14 protein-coding genes and 1 pseudogene are annotated in these 19,130 nt (G+C 70.6%); 8 read left to right on the forward strand and 7 right to left on the reverse strand.

The features are described 5' to 3' along the window. Positions 1-93: 93 nt before the first annotated feature. A complete protein-coding gene (locus AB0M56_RS10000; protein WP_364173092.1) occupies positions 94-627 on the forward strand; it encodes a barstar family protein in 534 nt (177 codons plus the stop codon). A 7-nt stretch (positions 628-634) separates the two neighbouring features. On the opposite strand, the gene AB0M56_RS10005 is transcribed toward AB0M56_RS10000, so the two are convergent. Both AB0M56_RS10005 and AB0M56_RS10010 read right to left on the reverse strand, forming a co-directional pair. Then, the gene (locus AB0M56_RS10005; protein WP_364173094.1) at positions 635-1,042 is read right to left on the reverse strand and encodes a DUF4233 domain-containing protein; all 408 of its coding nucleotides are present in this window, start codon (positions 1,040-1,042) and stop codon (positions 635-637) included. Then, positions 1,039-2,691: a folylpolyglutamate synthase/dihydrofolate synthase family protein gene (locus AB0M56_RS10010; protein WP_364173502.1), complete on the reverse strand. Its 1,653-nt coding sequence runs from the start codon at positions 2,689-2,691 to the stop codon at positions 1,039-1,041. Before AB0M56_RS10010 ends, AB0M56_RS10005 begins: the two co-directional genes overlap by 4 nt. A 333-nt stretch (positions 2,692-3,024) precedes the next feature. Between AB0M56_RS10010 and AB0M56_RS10015 the strand changes: the two are divergent. Together AB0M56_RS10015 and AB0M56_RS10020 are read left to right on the forward strand one after the other, a co-directional pair. After that, positions 3,025-3,641, forward strand: a pseudogene (locus AB0M56_RS10015) (class I SAM-dependent methyltransferase). 136 nt (positions 3,642-3,777) lie between these two features. Continuing rightward, positions 3,778-4,662, forward strand: a complete 885-nt coding sequence (locus tag AB0M56_RS10020) for an SGNH/GDSL hydrolase family protein (RefSeq protein WP_364173097.1) — start codon at positions 3,778-3,780, stop codon at positions 4,660-4,662. 220 nt (positions 4,663-4,882) lie between these two features. On the opposite strand, the gene AB0M56_RS10025 is transcribed toward AB0M56_RS10020, so the two are convergent. Further along, entirely contained in the window at positions 4,883-5,707 is an 825-nt protein-coding gene (locus tag AB0M56_RS10025; RefSeq protein ID WP_364173099.1) for an alpha/beta hydrolase, read from the reverse strand. Beyond that, positions 5,704-6,156, reverse strand: coding sequence for an alpha/beta fold hydrolase (locus tag AB0M56_RS10030; protein WP_364173102.1), 453 nt, complete (start codon positions 6,154-6,156; stop codon positions 5,704-5,706). The genes AB0M56_RS10025 and AB0M56_RS10030 overlap by 4 nt, the downstream gene beginning before the upstream one ends. Before the next feature lie 109 nt (positions 6,157-6,265). Between AB0M56_RS10030 and AB0M56_RS10035 the strand changes: the two genes are divergently transcribed. Next, positions 6,266-7,150, forward strand: a complete 885-nt coding sequence (locus AB0M56_RS10035; RefSeq protein WP_364173105.1) for a LysR family transcriptional regulator — start codon at positions 6,266-6,268, stop codon at positions 7,148-7,150. A 55-nt stretch (positions 7,151-7,205) separates the two neighbouring features. On the opposite strand, the gene AB0M56_RS10040 is transcribed toward AB0M56_RS10035, so the two are convergent. Further along, complete coding sequence (locus AB0M56_RS10040) at positions 7,206-9,839, reverse strand: valine--tRNA ligase (RefSeq protein WP_364173108.1); 2,634 nt, start codon at positions 9,837-9,839, stop codon at positions 7,206-7,208. A 60-nt stretch (positions 9,840-9,899) separates the two neighbouring features. Between AB0M56_RS10040 and AB0M56_RS10045 the strand changes: the two genes are divergently transcribed. Beyond that, the gene (locus AB0M56_RS10045) at positions 9,900-10,235 is read left to right on the forward strand and encodes a hypothetical protein (protein WP_364173110.1); all 336 of its coding nucleotides are present in this window, start codon (positions 9,900-9,902) and stop codon (positions 10,233-10,235) included. Positions 10,236-10,322: 87 nt separating this feature from the next. On the opposite strand, the gene AB0M56_RS10050 is transcribed toward AB0M56_RS10045, so the two are convergent. Together AB0M56_RS10050 and AB0M56_RS10055 are read right to left on the reverse strand one after the other, a co-directional pair. Continuing rightward, complete coding sequence (locus AB0M56_RS10050) at positions 10,323-13,559, reverse strand: cytochrome P450 (protein WP_364173112.1); 3,237 nt, start codon at positions 13,557-13,559, stop codon at positions 10,323-10,325. 5 nt (positions 13,560-13,564) lie between these two features. After that, positions 13,565-14,350, reverse strand: coding sequence for a hypothetical protein (locus AB0M56_RS10055; protein ID WP_364173113.1), 786 nt, complete (start codon positions 14,348-14,350; stop codon positions 13,565-13,567). 351 nt (positions 14,351-14,701) lie between these two features. On the opposite strand from AB0M56_RS10055, the gene AB0M56_RS10060 reads away from it, so the two are divergent. The 3 genes from AB0M56_RS10060 to AB0M56_RS10070 all read left to right on the forward strand — a co-directional run bounded on the left by AB0M56_RS10060 (position 14,702) and on the right by AB0M56_RS10070 (position 19,123). Continuing rightward, positions 14,702-15,139: a MarR family transcriptional regulator gene (locus AB0M56_RS10060; protein WP_220242902.1), complete on the forward strand. Its 438-nt coding sequence runs from the start codon at positions 14,702-14,704 to the stop codon at positions 15,137-15,139. Between the two features lie 172 nt (positions 15,140-15,311). After that, entirely contained in the window at positions 15,312-16,646 is a 1,335-nt protein-coding gene (locus AB0M56_RS10065; protein ID WP_364173505.1) for an MFS transporter, read from the forward strand. A gap of 164 nt (positions 16,647-16,810) precedes the next feature. Continuing rightward, entirely contained in the window at positions 16,811-19,123 is a 2,313-nt protein-coding gene (locus tag AB0M56_RS10070; RefSeq protein WP_364173116.1) for an FdhF/YdeP family oxidoreductase, read from the forward strand. The last annotated feature ends 7 nt before the right edge of the window (positions 19,124-19,130 follow it).

The raw sequence follows: 19,130 nt of genomic DNA on the forward strand, positions 1-19,130 counted from the left end.
TCCGGTTCCGACGGCTCTCCGGACAACTCCCGGCGACGCGGTGGTGAACTGGGTCAGCGCTGTGGCGTGCCCGACGGGATAGGGTCGGCGAGGATGGCTGCCTTCGATCCGAGTGCGGAGCTCTCCGCGGAGCTGGATTTCAGGCTGCTCCGGAACACGTGCGTCACGCTGTTCTGGGATCCCGCGATCTTGACGAGCACGATCGCGTGGCTCGGGGAGCATGGCTACCGGACGGTCGAGATCGACGCAGCCCGGTGGACGCGGGAAGCGGACCTCCACCGGGATATCGCCGCGGCGCTGGACTTCCCCGACCACTACGGCAAGAACCTCGACGCTCTCAACGACTGCCTGCGTGACGTCGCCTCGGGTGACTACGGCGCCGACCTCGGGGCGACTGGGTTCGTGCTCGTCTTGCGCCACTATGACAAGTTCGCCACCGCGCAGGCCCGCGCCTCCCATGCCTTGCTGGACATCTACGCGGATCAAGCGCGCGGCGCCCTGCTGATCGGGCACCGGATGATGTGCCTGGTCCAGTCCGATGATCCGCGCCTGAGCTTTCCCACGGTCGGAGCGCTGTCGGTCACGTGGAACGACGCGGAGTGGCTGGACTCGAAACGCGGGCTCTAGCCGAGCCTCAGCTCTTCGGCGACGACTGTTGCTGCTGACTCGGCAACGTCCCCGCCGCCATCCGGCGCGCAACTTCCCGGCGCAGGTACAAAAACCACACGAACGCCGCCAAGAACAGCACCCCGATGATCGCGATCGCCGGCAATACGAACACCATCGCGATCAGCGCGACTTGCAGCACCAGCACCACGGGCACCGCCCAGACGTGCTTGAGCAGCCCGCACAGCACGAGCAGCGCCACGGCGATACCGATGACCGTCCAGCCCGTCGCCGACGTGATGCCGCCGCCGAGTTTGTTCACGACGGGCAAAGCGAGGGCGACCGTGATGGCTTCCATGATCAGCGTGCCCGACAGAACGCCGCGGAAGCCCTTCATCGGGTCCTTGGGTGGCGGGCTGACCGCGGACTCGCTCATACCGGTTCCTTCCCGAACAGGGTGCGGGCCTCGCCCGCGGTGACGACGGAGCCGGTGACCAGCACGCCACCGCCGGCGAGGGGTTCTTCCGGATCGTCGGACTGCTCGACGAGGCCGATGGCCGTCTCGACGGCCGTCTCCAGGTCGGGCTCGGCGAGCACGCGGTCCTCGCCGAAGATGGAGATGGCGAGCTCGTTGAGGTCTTCCAGCTCCATCGACCGCGGGGCCGAGTTGCGCGTGACCACGATGTCCGACACCACGGGCTCGAGCGCGTCGAGGATGCCGCGCGCGTCCTTGTCCGCCATCACCGCGACGACCGCGACCAGGCGGCGGAAGGCGAACTCGTCGGTGACGGTGGTGGCCAGTGCCTGCGCGCCCATGGGGTTGTGCGCCGCGTCGAGCAGCACGGTCGGGGCGGCGCGCACGCGCTCCAGCCGGCCCGGGTTCTCGACCTCGGCGAAGGCCTCGCGCACGGCTTCGAGTACGAGCTGACGCTCCTTGCCCGCGCCGAAGAACGCCTCGACGGACGCGAGCGCGAGCGCGGCGTTGGCCGCCTGGTGGGCGCCGTGCAGGGGCAGGAAGATCTCGTCGTACACGCCGCCGAGGCCCTGCAGCTTCAGCAGCTGCCCGCCGACGGCGACCTCGCGCTCCAGCACGCCGAACTCGCTGCCCGCGCGCGCCACCGCGGCGTCGACGTCGACCGCGCGCTTGAGCAGCACGTTGAGCACGTCGGGGTCCTGCTCGGCGATCACGGCGACGGAGCCGGGCTTGATGATCCCGGCCTTCTCGCGCGCCGCGTCGACGGCCGTCGGGCCGAGGTACTCGGTGTGGTCGAGGCCGATGGGGGTGATCACGGCGACGTCGGCGTCGGCGACGTTCGTGGCGTCCCACGCCCCGCCCATGCCCGCCTCGATCACGGCGGCCTCCACGGGCGCGTCGGAGAACGCGGCGAACGCCATGCCGGTGACCACCTCGAACTTGCTCATCGCCACGCCGTCCTCGCTCGCGGCGTCGACCATGTTCACGTACGGCGCGACGTCGCGGAACAGGTCGACGTAGCGCGCGGCCGAGATCGGGTGCCCGTCGAGCGCGATGCGCTCCGTGACGAGCTGCAGGTGCGGGCTCGTGTACCGCCCGACGCGCAGGCCCATGCGGGTCAGCAGCGCGTCGATCATGCGGCTGACCGAGCCCTTGCCGTTGGTCCCGGCGACGTGCAGCACGGGGTAGCCGCGGTTCGGCTCGCCCAGCAACGTGACCAGCGCCTGGATCCGCGCGAGGCTCGGCTCGATCTTCGTCTCGGGCCAGCGCTGGTTCAGCTCCGCCTCGACGGCCATGAGCTCACGGCGGGCCTGGGGACCGTCGGGGTTCTGGGCCGGTTCGTCGACACCCTGGTCGTCGAGCTCGTGCAGCTCCGCGTCTTCGGCACCGAGGAGGTCCGGCACCGGCCCGGTCGCCAGGTTGTCGCCCAGCTGCCCGATGCCGCCGATCCCGCCGCGCGACCCACCGCCGACGGTGTACGCGGCGTCCGGCGCGTCCAGGTCGGGGTCGGTGTCGTCGGACTCGTCGTGCGCCCGCGCTCCCAGCTCGTCGACCCCGGCGAAACTGTCCGGGTCCGCGAGATCGGGCCGACCCTGGCCGGCCTCGTCGATCTCCTCGAACGGCCCCTGGCCGTCCGCCTCACCACGCGGCACGCACACGCTCCCTCGACGACGGGCTTCACCTGACCAGCCGAGTCTACGTGCGGTGAGTTGCCGGGCGTCGGGCCCGTGTCGGTAGTGGTGACCTGCGGGTTCGGCCGTCGGCGGGGTCTGCTCGCGACGGGCCGCCCGCCCGCGCAGGACACGACCGCCGCACCGGCCTGCGCCACCCGCAGCCGACGCCCCAGCCCCGGATTCACGAGCAGCGACCCGAGCGGGCGGTCGAGGCCGAGCTCTTCCGCCTGTTCACGGCGCGCGCCCGGCGTTTGCTGGTTAGCTCGGGACATGCCGTTCAACCACAACCACCGCTACCACCCCCTGCTGCTGAGCCTCGTGCCGCCGGAGGCCAAAGGGCGTTGGACGTCGGGTGCGGGCAGGGACGGTTCGCGCGGCGGCTGGCGGCGCGAGGGCTCGACGTGGACGCCGTGGACGTCTCCGAGGAGATGGTGCGGATCGCCGCCGCGCTGGGGTCGCCCGGGCCCGGAAGGGTCGACGCGAGGAAAGGCGACATCGCGAACGACGACCTCGAACAGGACGGCTACGGCTTCATCTCCTGCATCGCCTCCCTCCACCACATGCCGTTCGACACCGTCACGAAGCTCCGCGACGCCTTGCAGCCCGGCGGAGTCCTCGCGGTCCTCGGGCTCGCCCGCCCGAGCACCCCGGCCGACTACGCCGTCGAGCTCGCGTTCGCGCCGGTCAACGTGGCCGCGCGGCTGGTCGTCGCGGCGGGCGAATGGCTGAACGGCGGCCCGGACCCGACGCCGAACGCACCCGTGGAAATGACGTTCCCGACCATGAACCAGCTCAGGTATCAAGCCCGGCAACGCCTCCCCGGCAGCACGATCCGGCGGCTCCCGTTCTGGCGTCACCTCCTGACCTACCGGAAACCGTTGGCCTGACCCGATTCCCGCCGCGTCACACCACTGGCGGGTGAATCCGCGGGGCGTCCACCCGAACGGCGGCAGGCAACCCGCGAAGAGCTGGCTACACGTGAGAAGAGTCCGTGAAGTCGGTTCGGAGAAACGGGGCCTTCGCATGCGTACCACCCGGCTCGTGTTCGCGGCGCTGGCGGCCGCAACAGCCGTCACGACAGTCACCGCCACCGCTGACGCCGCGCCTCGGCCGGAACACTTCCGGGATTACGTCGCGTTGGGCGACTCGTACACCGCGGGGCCGCTGATCCCCTCGCAGCGGCTGGATCCGCTGGGGTGCGCGAGAAGTTCGTCGAACTACCCGTCGATCCTGGCGTCCGCGCTGCGTGTGGGCAGCTACACCGACGTCAGCTGTTCGGGCGCGGACACGTCGAACATGACGGCCGCCCAAAGCGTGCCACTGGGCGTGAACGCGCCGCAGTTTTCCGCGCTGCGCCTGGACACCGACCTCGTGACGCTCGGCATCGGCGGCAACGACTCCGGCGTCTTCGGCACGCTGATCGGCACGTGCCCGGCGCTGCGTTCGACCGACCCGAGCGGCAATCCGTGCGAGCGCCACTTCACCGCCGGGGGCGTGGATTCCATCAAGGCCGCGTTGAAGAACACGCAGCAGAGCATCCAGACGGCGCTGGCCGGCATCCACGCGCGGTCGCCGCGGGCGAAGGTGCTCGCCATCGGGTACCCGCGCATCGCACCGGCGTCGGGCTACTGCCCGAGCGTGCTGCCCTTCGCCGACGGTGACTATGCCTGGCTGTCCAGTGTGGAGGAAGCGCTCAACACCGCGATCGAGAACGCCGTCGAAGCCGACGGCAACGCATCCTATGTGGACACGTTCACGCCGTCGGCCGGCCACGACGCCTGCGCACCCGATGGCGCGGCGTGGATCAACGGCCAGCACACCTTGCTCTTCACAGCCGCCGCCTACCACCCGCTGCCCGAAGGCATGGCGGGCCTCGCCGGGATCATCGACCGGCAGCTCGCCGGCTGACTCCTGACCGCGAACGAGCGGGGGCGGCGGTCACCCGCCGGCCCCCGTCGCCCGTGGACACCCCTCCCTCGGCACCGCAGAGTCTCGCAGCCGTCACACCGGAGTGTCAACTCAGGTTATTCGCTTGCCGAATGACACCAACTGAGATGAAAATCGGCAGGCGAGACCCGCGCCGTCGACGACCGGCGCAGCCAGGACCGGGCCGGCACCCCACCGCCAGTCAAGTGCCGGCCCGGCCCGCCTCGGCCTGGACCTCCTCGGCTTGACGCACGAAGTCCAGGAGCACCTTCGCGAACTCCCCCGGCAGCTCACCCGGCGCACCGTGCCCGGCCGGCAGCTCGAGGTGGTTCGCGTGCGGGATCGCCGCCAGCAGTTCCTGCTGCTGCGCCGCCTCGATCAACCGGTCATACGCGCTGGAGAGGACCAACGTCGGCGCCGTGATCGAGCCCAGCACCGGCCGGAGGTCGACGCCGCGGTCGGCCTCAATCTGCCGCGCCGTCCCGGGCTGGATCACCAGCTGCGCCACCAGTTCGTCGTTGGCGTCCGGCGTGGTCGTGGCCCAGTAGCCGGGCCCGAACGCCATCAGCGGCAGCATCCGCGCGAACACCTCGGCGCCGTGGTCGAGCAGCTCGAGCCAGTGGCGGCACTCGGCGTCCTGCCGCGTGTCGGTCTTCGGCCACGCGGCGTGGAGCACGGCGGAACGCACGCGCGCCGGGTGCGTGCCCGCCAGGTGCGCCGCCACCACCGCGCCGAGCGAATGGCCGGCGACGTGGAACGTGGCAAGCCCGGCGTCGTCCGCCGCGGCCAGCGCTTCGGCCGCGAGATCGGCGATCGAGACCGGGCCGCCGTGGTCGACGGTGCCGCCGGAGCCGGAGAAATCGGGCGCGACGACCGTGAACGACTCCCGCGCGAGCTCGACCACCGGCGCCCACTGTTCGTGCGAGGCCGCCGTGCCGTGCAGCAGCAGGAGCCCGGGACCGGAGCCGGTCACGGCGTAGTGGACCTCGGCGGCTCCGCCGGCCAGGGTCACGGGAACCACGGTCACGCCGCCGCCCGCAGACCCGTGAGCACATCGCGCAGCACGGCGGTGAACGCGACGGGGTCCTCCTGGTGCGGCAGGTGCCCGCAGCCGGCGACCACATGCACGCTCGCGCCGGGCGTCAGGGCGGCGCAGGTGCGCGCCACTGCCACCGGGATCTGGACGTCGAGCTCGCCGTGGACGTACGCGATCGGCACGCCCAGCTCCGGCAGCCGCGGGCGCGGGTCCCACGTCGCCGACTCGCCGATGAGCGGGTCGAGGTAGCCGGCCGAGTCGACGATCTGGCGGATCGTCCAGTCGATCAGCGCCGCGCTCGCGCCGGGCGCGTACCAGTTCGGCACCCAGCTCGCGACCAGGCCGGGCCGGTCGGCCAGCAGCGCCGCGGTGACCTCGTGGACCGTGTCGCGCATGCCTTGGTAGTAGAGCCGCGCGCCCCGGACCTCGACGAATGCCATCGGATCTTCCTCTCTCCCGTTCTCCTCCGAGCCAACCGCGACGGCGCGCGGCGACCAACGACCAGTCCGCTCGTAGACTCATCACGAACGCTGATGAATGGGGCCGGGGATGGAGCTGCGTCAGCTGAGGTACTTCGTGGTCGTCGCCGAGGAGCTGCACTTCGGGCGCGCGGCCGAGCGCCTCCACATCGTGCAGCCGGCGGTGAGCCAGCAGGTGCGCCGGCTGGAGCGCTCACTCGGCGCGGAGCTGTTCGAGCGGACCACCCGCACCGTCTCGTTGACCGAGGCAGGCGAGCGGTTCCTGCCGCACGCGCGGGCCGTGCTCGCCGCCGCCGAGCGCGCGGCCGACGCCGTGGCCGATTTCCGCGCCGAACGCGCCCGCCTTGTGCTGCTCGGCACCAGCGACGGCCTCGGCGACCGTCTCGACGGGTTCCTCGCCGCGTTCACGCGCCTCGCCCCGGACGCCCAGCTGGAGCTCGTGCACGCCCCCACCCCGGCCCGCCTCCAGCAGATCCGCGACGGCGCCCTCGACGCCGCCTTCCTCCGCGGCGACTGGCCCGCCGACGGCCTGGAATTGACTCCCTTGTGGACGGACGAGGTGCTCGTCGCGCTCCCTTCGACGCACCCCCTGGCTTCTTCGGACACCGTCGACTTCGCCGACCTGGCCCCGCTGCCCCTGCGCTTGAGCTCCCCCGAACGCAACCGCCCGCTCCACGACCTGGTGCTCGCGTCCTGCCGCGAGGCCGGCTTCGAACCGGTGCTGGGCAAGGAGTTCACCAACGCCCAGGACACCCTCGGCACGCTCGGCCTGGGCCGTCCCCAGTGGACGGTCTTCTACCGCGCCCACGCCAACCTGCTGCCCGTACCGGGCGTCGCCTTCCGCTCTCTGCGCAACCCGACCCCGGTGATGCCCACCTACCTCGCCACCTCAGCCGACCGCCGGCTGCGGCCGGAAGTGCTGGCGCTGATCGAGGCGGGCCGCGAACTCGGCTGAAACGCAAAGTGGCGCCCGGTGCGAGAAGCACCGGACGCCACCGTCAGGCCAAACCTCACGAAGCCGGCAACGCCGCCAACCGCGACTCGATGCGCTCGATGTCCGCCGCGGCCGTGGCCCGGCGGGTCTTGATCTTCTCGATGACCTGCTCGGGCGCCTTGGCGATGAACGACTCGTTGCCCAGCTTGCCCTCGGTCTGCGCGAGCTCCTTCTGGGCCACGCCAAGGTCCTTCTGCAGACGCTTGCGCTCCGCGGCGACGTCGATGGTGCCGGACAGGTCGAGCTCCACCACGGCCACGCCGCCGGCGAGGGCGACCTCCAGGGACGCGCTCGCCGAGAACTCCGCGGAAACCGGCGTCAGGCGCACCAGCGAGCGGATCGCGTCGTCGTGGCCGGAGACGGCGTCGAAGCCCGCTCCGGACAGCCGGGTGGCGACCTTCTGGCCCGGCTTGAGGCCCTGGTCGGCGCGGAAGCGGCGGATCTCGGTGACGAGCTTCTGCACGTCGGCGATCCGGGCGTCCGCCACGGGGTCGGCGTAGCCCTCCGGCGCGGTGGGCCAGGAGGCGATCACCAGCGACTCACCGCCGGTCAGCGCGGTCCACAGCTTCTCAGTGATGAAGGGGATGAACGGGTGCAGCAGACGCAGCACTGTGTCCAGCACGTGGCCGAGCACCGAGCGTGTCGCCGAAACGCGCGCGTCATCGCCTTGGTACAGCTGGACCTTCGCGAGCTCCAGGTACCAGTCGCACAGCTCGTTCCACGTGAACTGGTACAGCGCGCCCGCGACCTTGGCGAACTGGAAGTCCTCGAACAGGCCGTCCACTTCGGACACCAGCGCGCCGAGGCGGCCGAGGATCCAGCGGTCGGCCTCGGTCAGCTCCGCCGCGGCGGGCAACGGAGCCGAGGCCGAAGCCCCGTTCATCATCGCGAACTTGCTGGCGTTCCACAGCTTCGTGCAGAAGTTGCGCGAGCCCGCGGCCCACTCGTCGGCCAGCGCCATGTCCGCGCCCGGGTTCGCGCCGCGCGCGAGGGTGAAGCGCGTGGCGTCGGCGCCGTAGGCGTCCATCCACTCGAGCGGGTCGATCACGTTCCCACGCGACTTCGACATCTTCTTGCCCTGCGCGTCGCGAATGAGCCCGTGCAGGTAGACGTGGTCGAACGGCTGCACGCCGTCCATCTCCTGCACGCCGAACATCATCATCCGCACGACCCAGAAGAACAGGATGTCGTAGCCGGTCGACAGCACGCTGGTCGGATAGAACTTCGCCAAATCATCAGTCTGCGCCGGCCAGCCCATGGTCGACATCGGCCACAGGCCCGACGAGAACCACGTGTCCAGCACGTCCGGGTCCTGCGTCCAGCCCTCGCCCGACGGCGGCTGCTCGTCCGGGCCCACGCACACGACCTGGTCGTCGGGGCCGTACCAGACCGGGATCCGGTGGCCCCACCACAGCTGGCGCGAGATCGTCCAGTCGTGCATGTTGTCGACCCAGTCGAAGTAGCGCTTCTCCAGCTCCGCCGGGTGGATCTTCGTGCGGCCGTCGCGCACCGCGTCACCCGCCGCACGCGCCAGCTCCTCGACCTTCACCCACCACTGCAGCGAAAGCCGCGGCTCCACCACGGTGTCGCAGCGCGAGCAGTGGCCGACGGCGTGCACGTACGGCCGCTTCTCCGCCACGATCCGGCCCTGCTCCCGCAGCGCCGCCACGATCGCGGGCCGCGCCTCGAACCGGTCGAGCCCCTCGAACGGGCCCCGCGCGGTGATCTCGGCGCGCTCGTTCATGATCGTGAGCATCGGCAGGTCGTGCCGGCGGCCGATCTCGAAGTCGTTCGGGTCGTGTGCCGGGGTCACCTTCACGGCACCGGTCCCGAACTCCGGGTCCACGTGCTTGTCGGCGATGATCGGGATCTTGCGGCCGGTCAGCGGCAGCTCGACCTCGGTGCCCACCAGGTGCGCGTAGCGCTCGTCGTCCGGGTGCACGGCCACGGCGGTGTCGCCCAGCATCGTCTCGGCGCGGGTCGTGGCCACCACGATGGCGTTGTCGCCTTCGCCGTAGCGGATCGACACGAGCTCGCCGTCGTCGTCGCTGTGGTCCACCTCGATGTCCGACAGCGCCGTCTGGCACCGCGGGCACCAGTTGATGATGCGCTCGGCGCGGTAGATGAGCCCGGCGTCGAAGAAGTTCTTGAACACCGTCTGCACGGCCTGCGACAGGTTCTCGTCCATGGTGAAGCGCTCGCGCGACCAGTCGACACCGTCGCCGAGGCGCTTCATCTGGCCGAGGATCTTGCCGCCGTACTCGGCCTTCCACTCCCAGACGCGCTCGACGAACTTCTCGCGGCCCAGGTCGTGGCGCGAAAGGCCCTCGCCGGCGAGCTGGCGCTCGACCACGTTCTGCGTCGCGATGCCCGCGTGATCCATGCCCGGCAGCCACAGCACCTCGTAGCCCTGCATGCGACGACGGCGGCTCATCGCGTCCATCAGGGTGTGGTTGAGCGCGTGGCCCATGTGCAGGCTGCCGGTGACGTTCGGCGGCGGCAGTACGATCGAGAACGGCGGCTTCTCCGACGAAGCGTCGGCCGTGAAGTACCCGGCCGCTACCCAGCGGTCGTACATGGGTGCTTCTTCGGCGGCCGGGTCCCAGGCACCCGGAAGGTCGGTTTTCTGCTGCGGAGCGTTCTCGGTCACAATGGACAAGTCTACGAACCCGCTCCGGCGGGGTTGCTCAGGGGGAAAGGCGGTGCACGGATGACGCGACCGGAAGATCCGGACGACCGGATGGAGACGCACCCGGACCTCGTCGATCCGAACTGGCGCAAGCACGCCGAGCTCGACGCTTGGCTGGGTGCCAAGAAGGAGATGAAGAAGCGCCGCAAGCGCGAACGCCGCTCCGGCGTCACCGCGGGCTACGGCTACGGCGCGCGCACTCCCAGCCGCTGGCCAGGTGTCCTCGCGATCGCCGGCCTCGTCCTGCTCCTGGCGGCCGCCGTGATCGTCCACCAGCTCCAGGGCCACGGCGTCAACGAGTTCTGGTTCGCGCTGAGCGTCGGTACCTCCGTGTTCACGGGCACACCACCGGCCTGACCGGGCGGACCCCGAAGTCGCACGGCCGCCGAGCGAGGGCCGCACCAGCTGCGAACGGTCGCTGGTACAGCCCGGGCCGGCCGGCGCTCAGCCGCCGCCCCAGATGTCCTCGACGTAGCGGTTTGCCGCGCGAAGACCGGCGAGCCAGGCCTGCGCATCGGCCTCGCCGGTGCCCGTCTTCTCGGCGAACAGCGTGGTGAAGGCCGCTCGGACACCGGGCGCCATCGTGTTCGCGTTGCCGCACACGAACACCGCCGCGCCGTCCTGCAGCAGCCGCCACACTTCGTCGCCCGCTGCCGCGATCTCGTGCTGGACGTACTTGCGCCCGTCGACCGGGGCGCTCGAGAACACGACGTGCAGCTCGGCGACCCCTTGCCGGTCGTATTCGCGCAGCTCGTCGGCGTACAGGAAGTCCTGGTCCGCGTTGCGGCAGCCGAAGAACAGCAACGACTCGGCGATCGGCACGCCCTGCGCGCGCAGCGCCGCCCGCTCCTGCAGGAACCCGCGGAACGGGGCGAGCCCGGTCCCGGCCCCGACCATGATCATCGGGGTGTGCGGGTTGTCCGGCGGCCGGAACTCGATGGTCGGGGGTCGCACGAAGACGAACACCGTGCTGCCGTCGGGACTGCCGGCCAAGTAGTTGGAGCAGATACCCGAGAACGTGGCGTCGCCACCACCGCGCAGGGGGGCGCGCAGCACACCCGTGGTGATGCTGGCCACCTTCGCATCGGTCAGCGGCGACGACGAGATCGAGTAGTAGCGCGGCCGCAGCGGAGGCAGCAGGTCGAGGTAGACGCCGAACGGCACCGCGCAGGCGGGGAACTCCTCCAGCAGGTCCAGCAGCGACCGGCGGGGCGTGAAGACTCGCTCCTGGTAGCGGGCTCGGGACGCCTCGTCGTCCCCGGCCAGCGACTCGAGCTCGGCGCGCTGGGCGGGGTCCTCGGTGCAGCCGGCCAGCACCTCGATGCCGGCCCGGGTGGCCACGTCCTGCAGCTCGACGCAGCTGGCGAGGATGCCGAGCAGCGGCGCGGGCTCGTCGACGGGCAGGTGGGTGTGGTCTCCGCTGTGGGGGATGATCGTCGCGTACATGCCGCCGTCGAGCTCGAAGCGCTGCATCACCCGGTGGATCAGGTCGATGCTGTTGCGGGGCAGCACTCCGAGGTGGTCACCGGCGTGGAAGTCGGCGCCCTCGGGCAGCGCGACCTCGATGTGCTTCGTGGACCGCCCGCCGTTGGGCGCGTGCAGCTCGCGATTGACCCGCACCAGGGCCGGCTGCGCCTGGTAGGACATGATCACCGGGTTGTTCAGCTGGCGGTTGACCAGCGTGATCGACAGCCGAGGGCCGGTCGTGGCCGGCTCGGCCGCGCTCTCGGGCAGGCCGGCGCTCGCGGCCACGTCGGCCCAGAGCCCGTGGTGCCAGGTGCGGTACTGGGCGTCGAAATCGCCGTTCGCGTCGCCCTCGCCCCGGGAGTGCAGCCGGGTGGCGCCGTGCGCGGCCAGCTCGCTGTCGATCAGCTTCGGCACCGCTTGGTAGGTGGCCGCCCATTCGGTGTTGCCGCAGCCGAACACGGTGTAGGACAGCCCCGCGGCGGCGTCCTTCGCGGTGCCGGGTCCGCGCAGCCAGGCACAGAACCTGCCGGCGTTGTCCGGCGGTGTGCCGTTGTAGGACGACGTGACGATCACAGCCGTGCCCTGGGCAGGCAGCGCGTCCGTGACGTCGTCGAGCGAGCTGAGGGTCACGGCGTAGCCGCGCTCGGTCCCCTCGCGGGCGAGCCGCGTCGCGAGGCCTTCCGCGGTCCCGAGATTCGAGCCGTAGGCGACCAGCAGCGGGGTCTTGTGCGCGTCCGGCGCGAGCGCGACACGTGCGGCGGGCGCCGCTGACACGGATTTCGCCGGCGCCGCGGGGGCACCGCCGGGCCGGGTCAGCACGAACCCGGGGCGAGGACGCACCTGGATGTGCATCTCGTCGGGCTTGATCGTCAGCGTCGTCTTGGTCTTGAGCTGGTAGTTCAGGTGGTCGATGAAGTCGAAACGCTGCACGAGCATGCCGAGCACGAGCACGGCCTCCTGCAGGGCGAACTGCCGGCCGATACAGGCCCGCTGCCCCGTGCCGAAGGGCTTGTAGACGTCGGGCGACAGGGCCGCGAGCCGTTCGGGGGCCATGTGCTCGGGGTCGAACTCCTCGGCGTTGTCGCCCCACACGCTGCGGTCGCGGTGCAGCATCGGGGTGAGCACGGTCAACGGGACGCCGTGCTCGATCAAGTACCGGTCGCCGATCACGGTCTCCTCGAACGGCGTGCGCGTGAACCCGGGCGCCGTCGGCCACAGCCGCAGCGCTTCGCTGAGCACCTGCCGGACGTAGGTCAGTTTGTGGATCTGCTCGTAGGTGGGTTCGGCGCTGGTGCCGAACACCTCGTCGACCTCGGCGCGGGCGCGGGCCAGCACGTCGGGGTTCTTGAGCAGGTAGTAGATCGCGAAGGACAGCAGGCCGCTCGTGGTCTCGTGGCCGGCGATCAGGAAGGTGATGCACTGGGCCCGGATGTTCTCGTCGGGCAGCCGCTCGCCGGTCTGCTTGTCGACGCCGTTGATCATCTGACCGAGCAGATCGTCCTTCCTGCCGGCCTCGCCCTCCGCGCGGCGCTCGGCGATGAGCTTGTCGACCAGGTCGTTCATGAACGCCTGGTCCTCCTCCAGCTGCCGCTGCGCGTGGATCCGCAGCCGGGTCTGGATGGGCAGCCTGCGGGCCCGCGCCTGCGACTCGGTGAGCGTGCGGATCATCGCCGCGACGAACGGGTGCCGGGTATCGCGGTAGAAGGAGTTGAAGCGGTAGCCGAACCCGCACAGCGCGATGGTGTCGAGCGTCAGCCGGGTCATGTCGGCCGGCACGTCGACGTCCTCGTCCGGGTTCAGCCGCTCCCACTTGTCGACCAGCTGGCCCGCGATGTCCAGCATCATCGGCACGTAGTCACGCATGGATTGCAGGCTGAAGGGCTTCATCAGGATGTTGTGCGCGCGATGCCACAGCGGATCGTCCGTCTCGGCCGTGAACAAGCCGGTGGCGGTCGCCGTCTGCCGCACGTTCGCGAGACCGCCGCTGACCACCTTGTCGAAGCGCGAGTCGTCGCAGATCTCCTCGACCAGTGAGGCGCCGGACACGATCAGCCGCGTGCCGCCGGGTGTGGTCAGCCGGAAGATCGGGCCGTACTCCCGGGCCATCCCCATCATGCTTTCGAACGGGCTGTGGGCGTCGATGTCGAAGGCGTTGCCGACGAAGGGCAGCGCCCGCGGGCCGGGGATTTCGTCGATGGGGGTCTTGGTGGTCATGGCGTTCACTCCTTGGAGAGGTGCCCTTCGGCCGGCGACGTCACGGCGCCGGTCCGGCTCGGCCGCGAGGTCCGCGCCTTGGCCTGGTGGGCCCGGACCACCGCCACGACGCCGACGACGAAGACCCAGCCGGGGAAGATGAGCGCGAAGATCGGGTGGAAGGTCCAGCTCAGCAGCACAGCCGCGGCGCAGAGGTAGCCGAACCACACCAGCGGGCGCGCCAGCACACCCGCGGCGTTGAGCAGCGTCGTCGTGGTGATCATGTACATGCCGGCGACCCGGGCGCCGAAGACGAACACGAGCCCGTAGCCGGCCGCGGTCAGCGCCCGCGCCACGTACACAGGCGGTAGCGGCGCCACCGAGAACTGCTTCAGCAGTGCGATCGCCCCGGTCAGCGCCATCCCCGAGAACAGCAGGATGATGAACGCCACCCCGGAGGCCAACTGCAGCGCCCGCGGCATTTCCCGATTCTGTGCGCCGGGGAGGCTCGCGATGAATTCACGCGTGGCCATCATGTGCCACAGGAAGACGATGCCGGCGAACGGCACGATGTACAGGCCGGCGGTCACCAAGGCACTGGAACCGCCGTCGGCGTAGAAATTCGCGTACCGGCTGTCCGCCACGGTCAGTCCCGGCGCCTGGTGCACCAGGACCAGCGCGACGGTGAACAGCGCCGCGAAGAGGATCCCCGACCAGCCCGCGACGAGCGCGTACCCGGGCCCGCGTCCGGTCGCCGCGGCAGCCCTCGCATCCGCCCGGCGGCGCGGGCGGATCCGGGTCCAAGCAGGCATCGGCGCCTCCCACCACGCCATTTATCCGGAAATGGCGCGCATGTCGGCCGGCTCAAAGAAATGGCGCCGTGGTGCAGCAGCGCGATCCTCATCGTCCTGCCCGAATCAGGGGGGTGTCAACAAGCGGCGACTGCACCGGAAACGGCGTGAAAAACACTGCGGCAGAACCAGTTTTTGGCCCATCTGAAAAAGGCGATACCGCTTCCGGTGGCGTTCGTTCGCATCGTCTCGGGTTCTCGCGATTCCCCCGATCCGCGGCCTGAGAGCCGCGGAGACCGAAGTCACCGGGTGTGGCCAAGGTCGCCCCGTCGAGGGATGCACAGGCCAGACTACACAGCCTAAACTGTGGATATGGCCACCGTACCCGCTCCCGTCGCCGAATCCGCAGGCTGGCTGCGCGGCGTCGTCGCGCAGCTGCACCGCCGGCTGCGGCAGGTCGACAACGCCGACAGCCTCACGCCGTCACAGTCGGCGGCGCTCAACCGCCTCTACCGCGAGGGCCCCGCGACGCAGGGTGAGCTCGCCGCCGCCGAGCACGTGCGGCAGCAGTCGATGGCCACCACGCTCTCGGCGCTCGACTCGCTCGGCTACCTCGCCCGCTCGCGCGACCCCGCCGACGGCCGCCGCACCGTGCTGTCGGTGTCCGAGCTCGGCGCGAAGACCGTGCAGGGGATCCGCCAGCACCGCGACGAGTGGCTCGCCCACGCGCTCGCGGCCGAGCTGACCGCCGAGGAGCTGGAGACGGTGCGCCAGGCCCTGCCCCTGCTGCAACGCGTCGCCGAGCACTGATCATCCAGCGTGCCCGGCATCGGCGCCGGGACCCGAACACCGACGTCAGCGCGGACGCCGTGGAGGACACCCGAACATTCCCCGACATTTCCAGGACGAAGGAGCCGTGACGACCACCGCAACGCCCCGAAAGGCACCGGCCAGCTTCGGTGCCAAACTCGTCACCCCGCTGGTGGCGAGCGCGGTGCTGAACCCCATCAACTCCACCCTCATCGCCGTCGCGCTCGTGCCGATCGGGCAGAGCTTCGGCGCCGGGCCAGGCAAGACGGCCTGGCTGATCTCCGCCCTCTACCTCGCCACCGCCGTCGGCCAGCCCGTGGTCGGCCTGCTCGTGGACCGCTACGGCGCCCGCCGCGTACTGCTCGGTGGTGCGTCAGTGGTGATCGTCGCCGGGGTCGCCGGCATGATCCCGTTCTCCGTCGAGTGGCTCACCGGCGTGCGCGCGGTGCTCGGCATCGGCACCTGTGCCGGCTTCCCCGCCGCGATGGCCGTGCTGCGCAAGCGCGCCGACGCGCTGGGCCAGGGCGTGCCCGCGCGCGTGCTGTCACTGCTCTCCCTGTCCTCACAGACGATCATGGTCATCGGCCCGACGCTCGGCGGCGTGCTGATCACGCTCTTCGGCTGGCCGGCCATCTTCGCCGTGAACATCCCGCTCGCGGGCGCCTCGCTGCTGCTGGCGATCTTCTGGGTTCCCAAGGACGCGCCGGTGCGCGACGAAGCCACGAAGCCGAAGCCGATCGACGTACTCGGCATCGCGTTGTTCTCGCTCTCCCTGCTGGTGCTGCTGTGCTACCTGATGGCGCCGGGCATCGGCGACCTGTGGCTGCTCGCGGCGGCCGTCGCCGTCGGCGCGGCGTTCGTGTGGGTGGAGCTGCACACGCGGGTACCGTTCATCGACCTGCGGATGCTCGCGGCCAACACTCCGATCCTGCGCACCTACCTGCGCCAGGCCCTGAGCTTCATGGTGATCTACGCGATCATGTTCGGCTACGTGCAGTGGCTCGAGGAAGGCCGCGGCTTCAGCGACGCGATCGCGGGGGCGCTGCTGCTGCCGATGTCGGTCGTGGCCGTGTGCGCGGCGGCGTTCTCGGGCCGCGCGACCGGGATCCGCAAACGACTGGTGGTGGTCGCCGTGGCGCTGCTGGCCGGTTCGGTCGCGCTGCTGTTCGTCGGCGACACGACGTGGCTGGGCGCACTGCTCGGGCTGATCGCGGTATTCGGTCTGGCCCAGGGCCTGACGAGCGTCGCAAACCAGACCACGCTCTACCGTGAGTCGCCCGCCGAGACCATGGGCACCGCGAGCGGCCTGTTCCGCACGGCCCAGTACCTCGGCGCGATCGTGGCCTCCACCGTGATCGCCCAGTGCTACGGCGCGCGCGCCGACTCGGCCGGGCTGCACCACCTCGGTGCCGTGCTCGTGGTGATCAGCGCGCTGCTGCTGGTCGTGACGGTCGCCGACCGCGGGCTGAAGCTGGCCGAACGCCGCGAACGGGCGCGGCGCGCCTGACATCGCCGACGGAGATGATCGACGGCACGATCAGTGACCGTCGTCACTCCGAAGGTCGAACCTCGCGGCCGAACGGGCGGGTACCCAGGTCAAACAGCATCTTTCAAGTGTGAAAAACCAGACCCCGTGTCGGGGAATCCATGATCGAAGCGCACGATGGACACATGCACCGTGATGCGCCGAAACACGACGTGGACGAAGCCGACCTGAAGGTGGGCAAGCCGAAGACCTACGCGGCCGGCATCCCCGGCGTCGCCGTGTCGCTCCGGCGCGGCATCGAGCAGATGGGCCCCACGCGCACCGCGCTCACCCTGCGCCTGCTCAACCAGCGCGCGGGCTTCGACTGCCCGGGCTGCGCGTGGCCCGAGCCGCTCCAGGCCGACGGCGAGAAGCGCAAGCTCGCGGAGTTCTGCGAGAACGGCGCGAAGGCCGTCGCGGAAGAAGCCACGCGCCGCCGCGTGGACCGGGAGTTCTTCGCCACCCACGCGGTCGCCGACCTGCGGGACAAGACGGACTACTGGCTGGGCCAGCAGGGCCGCGTCACCGAGCCGTTCGTGCTGCGCGAGGGCGCCACGCACTACGAGCCCATCTCGTGGGACGCCGCGTTCGACCTCGTCGCCGGCGAGCTCAACGGGCTGGCCAGCCCGCACGAGGCCGTGTTCTACACCTCGGGCCGCACCAGCAACGAGGCCGCGTTCCTCTACCAGCTGCTCGTGCGCTCCTACGGCACGAACAACCTGCCGGACTGCTCGAACATGTGCCACGAGTCGTCGGGCTCGGCGCTGTCCACCGGCATCGGCATCGGCAAGGGCTCGGTGTCGCTCGCGGACATCCACCACGCCGATCTGATCGTGGTCGTCGGCCAGAACCCGGGCACCAACCACCCGCGCATGCTCTCGGCGCTGGAGACGGCGAAGGGCAACGGCGCCAAGGTCGTGGCCGTGAACCCGCTGCCCGAGGCCGGGCTGATGCGGTTCAAGAACCCGCAGAACGTGCGCGGAGTCGTGGGCGAGGGCACCCCGCTCGCCGACGAGTTCGCGCAGATCCGCCTCGGCGGCGACCTCGCGCTGTTCCAGGCCGTGGGCCACCTGCTGCTGCAGTGGGAGGAAGAGGCGCCCGGCACGATCATCGACCAGGAGTTCGTGAACTCCGCGACCTACGGGTTCGAGGACTGGGCGAAGAACCTGCTCGAGCTCGACTGGGCCGAGACGGAGAAGGCCACGGGCCTGCAGCGTGCGCAGATCGAGCACGTCGCCCGGATGATCGCCACGTCCGAGCGCACGATCTACTGCTGGGCCATGGGTCTCACGCAGCACAAGCACGCGGTGCCCACGATCTCCGAGATCACGAACCTCGCGCTGGCGCGCGGCATGATCGGCAAGCCGGGCGCGGGCCTGTGCCCGGTGCGCGGCCACTCCAACGTGCAAGGCGACCGCACCATGGGCGTCTGGGAGAAGATGCCCGAGACGTTCATGGACGCGCTCGACCGCGAGTTCGGCATCACCGTGCCGCGCGAGCACGGCTGGGACACCGTCGACGCCATCCGCGCAATGCGCGACGGCCGCGGCAAGGTCTTCTTCGCGATGGGCGGCAACTTCGCCTCCGCGACGCCCGACTCCGACCTCACGGCGAAGGCGCTGAGCTCGTGCTCTCTCACCGTGCACGTGTCGACGAAGCTCAACCGTTCGCACGTCGTCCACGGCACCACCGCGCTGATCCTGCCGACGCTCGGGCGCACCGAGCGTGACGTGCAGGAGTCGGGGCCGCAGTTCGTGACCGTCGAGGACTCGATGTCGCAGGTGCACGCCTCCCGCGGCCGGGTCAAGCCGGCTTCGGAGCACCTGATCTCCGAGGTCGCGATCGTCTGCCGGCTCGGCGAGCGGCTGCTGGGCCCCGGCCACGCCGTGCCGTGGCGCACGTTCGAGAAGAACTACGACCTGATCCGCGACCGCATCGCGGGTGTGGTGCCGGGCTGCGAGGACTACAACCGCCGCGTGCGCGAGCCCGACGGGTTCGTGCTTCCCCACGCGCCGCGTGACTCCCGCGAATTCACGGGCACGGCCACCGGCAAGGGCACGTTCACCGTGTCGGAGCTGGAGTACCCGGAGGTGCCGGCGGGCCGGCTGCTGCTGCAGACGATGCGCAGCCACGACCAGTACAACACCACGATCTACGGCCTGTCCGACCGCTACCGCGGCATCGAGGACGGCCGGCGCGTGGTCTTCGTCCACCCGGACGACCTGGCCGAGCTGGGCATCGCCGACGGCGAGATCGTGGACCTGGTCTCGGAGTGGCGTGACGGCGACCGCCGCGCGCCGCGCTTCCGCGCCGTGTCCTACCCGACCGCTCGCGGCTGCGCGGCGGCCTACTTCCCGGAAGCCAACGCACTGGTGCCGCTGGACTCCGTCGCGGAGAAGTCCAACACGCCGGTGTCGAAGGCGGTCGTCGTCCGGCTGGAGCCGCACCACCACTCGTGAGGTTCAG

It is taken from the genome of Amycolatopsis sp. NPDC051372 (assembly GCF_040682095.1).
Taxonomy (GTDB): Bacteria; Actinomycetota; Actinomycetes; order Mycobacteriales; family Pseudonocardiaceae; genus Amycolatopsis.

Bases quoted from the DNA above. Each gene is read 5' to 3' on its own strand.
- AB0M56_RS10035 (WP_364173105.1), top strand. From the start codon at position 6,266: ATGGAGCTGCGTCAGCTGAGGTACTTCGTGGTCGTCGCCGAGGAGCTG.
- AB0M56_RS10055 (WP_364173113.1), bottom strand. From the start codon at position 14,350: ATGCCTGCTTGGACCCGGATCCGCCCGCGCCGCCGGGCGGATGCGAGG.
- AB0M56_RS10005 (WP_364173094.1), bottom strand. From the start codon at position 1,042: ATGAGCGAGTCCGCGGTCAGCCCGCCACCCAAGGACCCGATGAAGGGC.
- AB0M56_RS10000 (WP_364173092.1), top strand. From the start codon at position 94: ATGGCTGCCTTCGATCCGAGTGCGGAGCTCTCCGCGGAGCTGGATTTC.
- AB0M56_RS10020 (WP_364173097.1), top strand. From the start codon at position 3,778: ATGCGTACCACCCGGCTCGTGTTCGCGGCGCTGGCGGCCGCAACAGCC.
- AB0M56_RS10045 (WP_364173110.1), top strand. From the start codon at position 9,900: ATGACGCGACCGGAAGATCCGGACGACCGGATGGAGACGCACCCGGAC.
- AB0M56_RS10070 (WP_364173116.1), top strand. From the start codon at position 16,811: ATGCACCGTGATGCGCCGAAACACGACGTGGACGAAGCCGACCTGAAG.
- AB0M56_RS10060 (WP_220242902.1), top strand. From the start codon at position 14,702: ATGGCCACCGTACCCGCTCCCGTCGCCGAATCCGCAGGCTGGCTGCGC.
- AB0M56_RS10050 (WP_364173112.1), bottom strand. From the start codon at position 13,559: ATGACCACCAAGACCCCCATCGACGAAATCCCCGGCCCGCGGGCGCTG.
- AB0M56_RS10030 (WP_364173102.1), bottom strand. From the start codon at position 6,156: ATGGCATTCGTCGAGGTCCGGGGCGCGCGGCTCTACTACCAAGGCATG.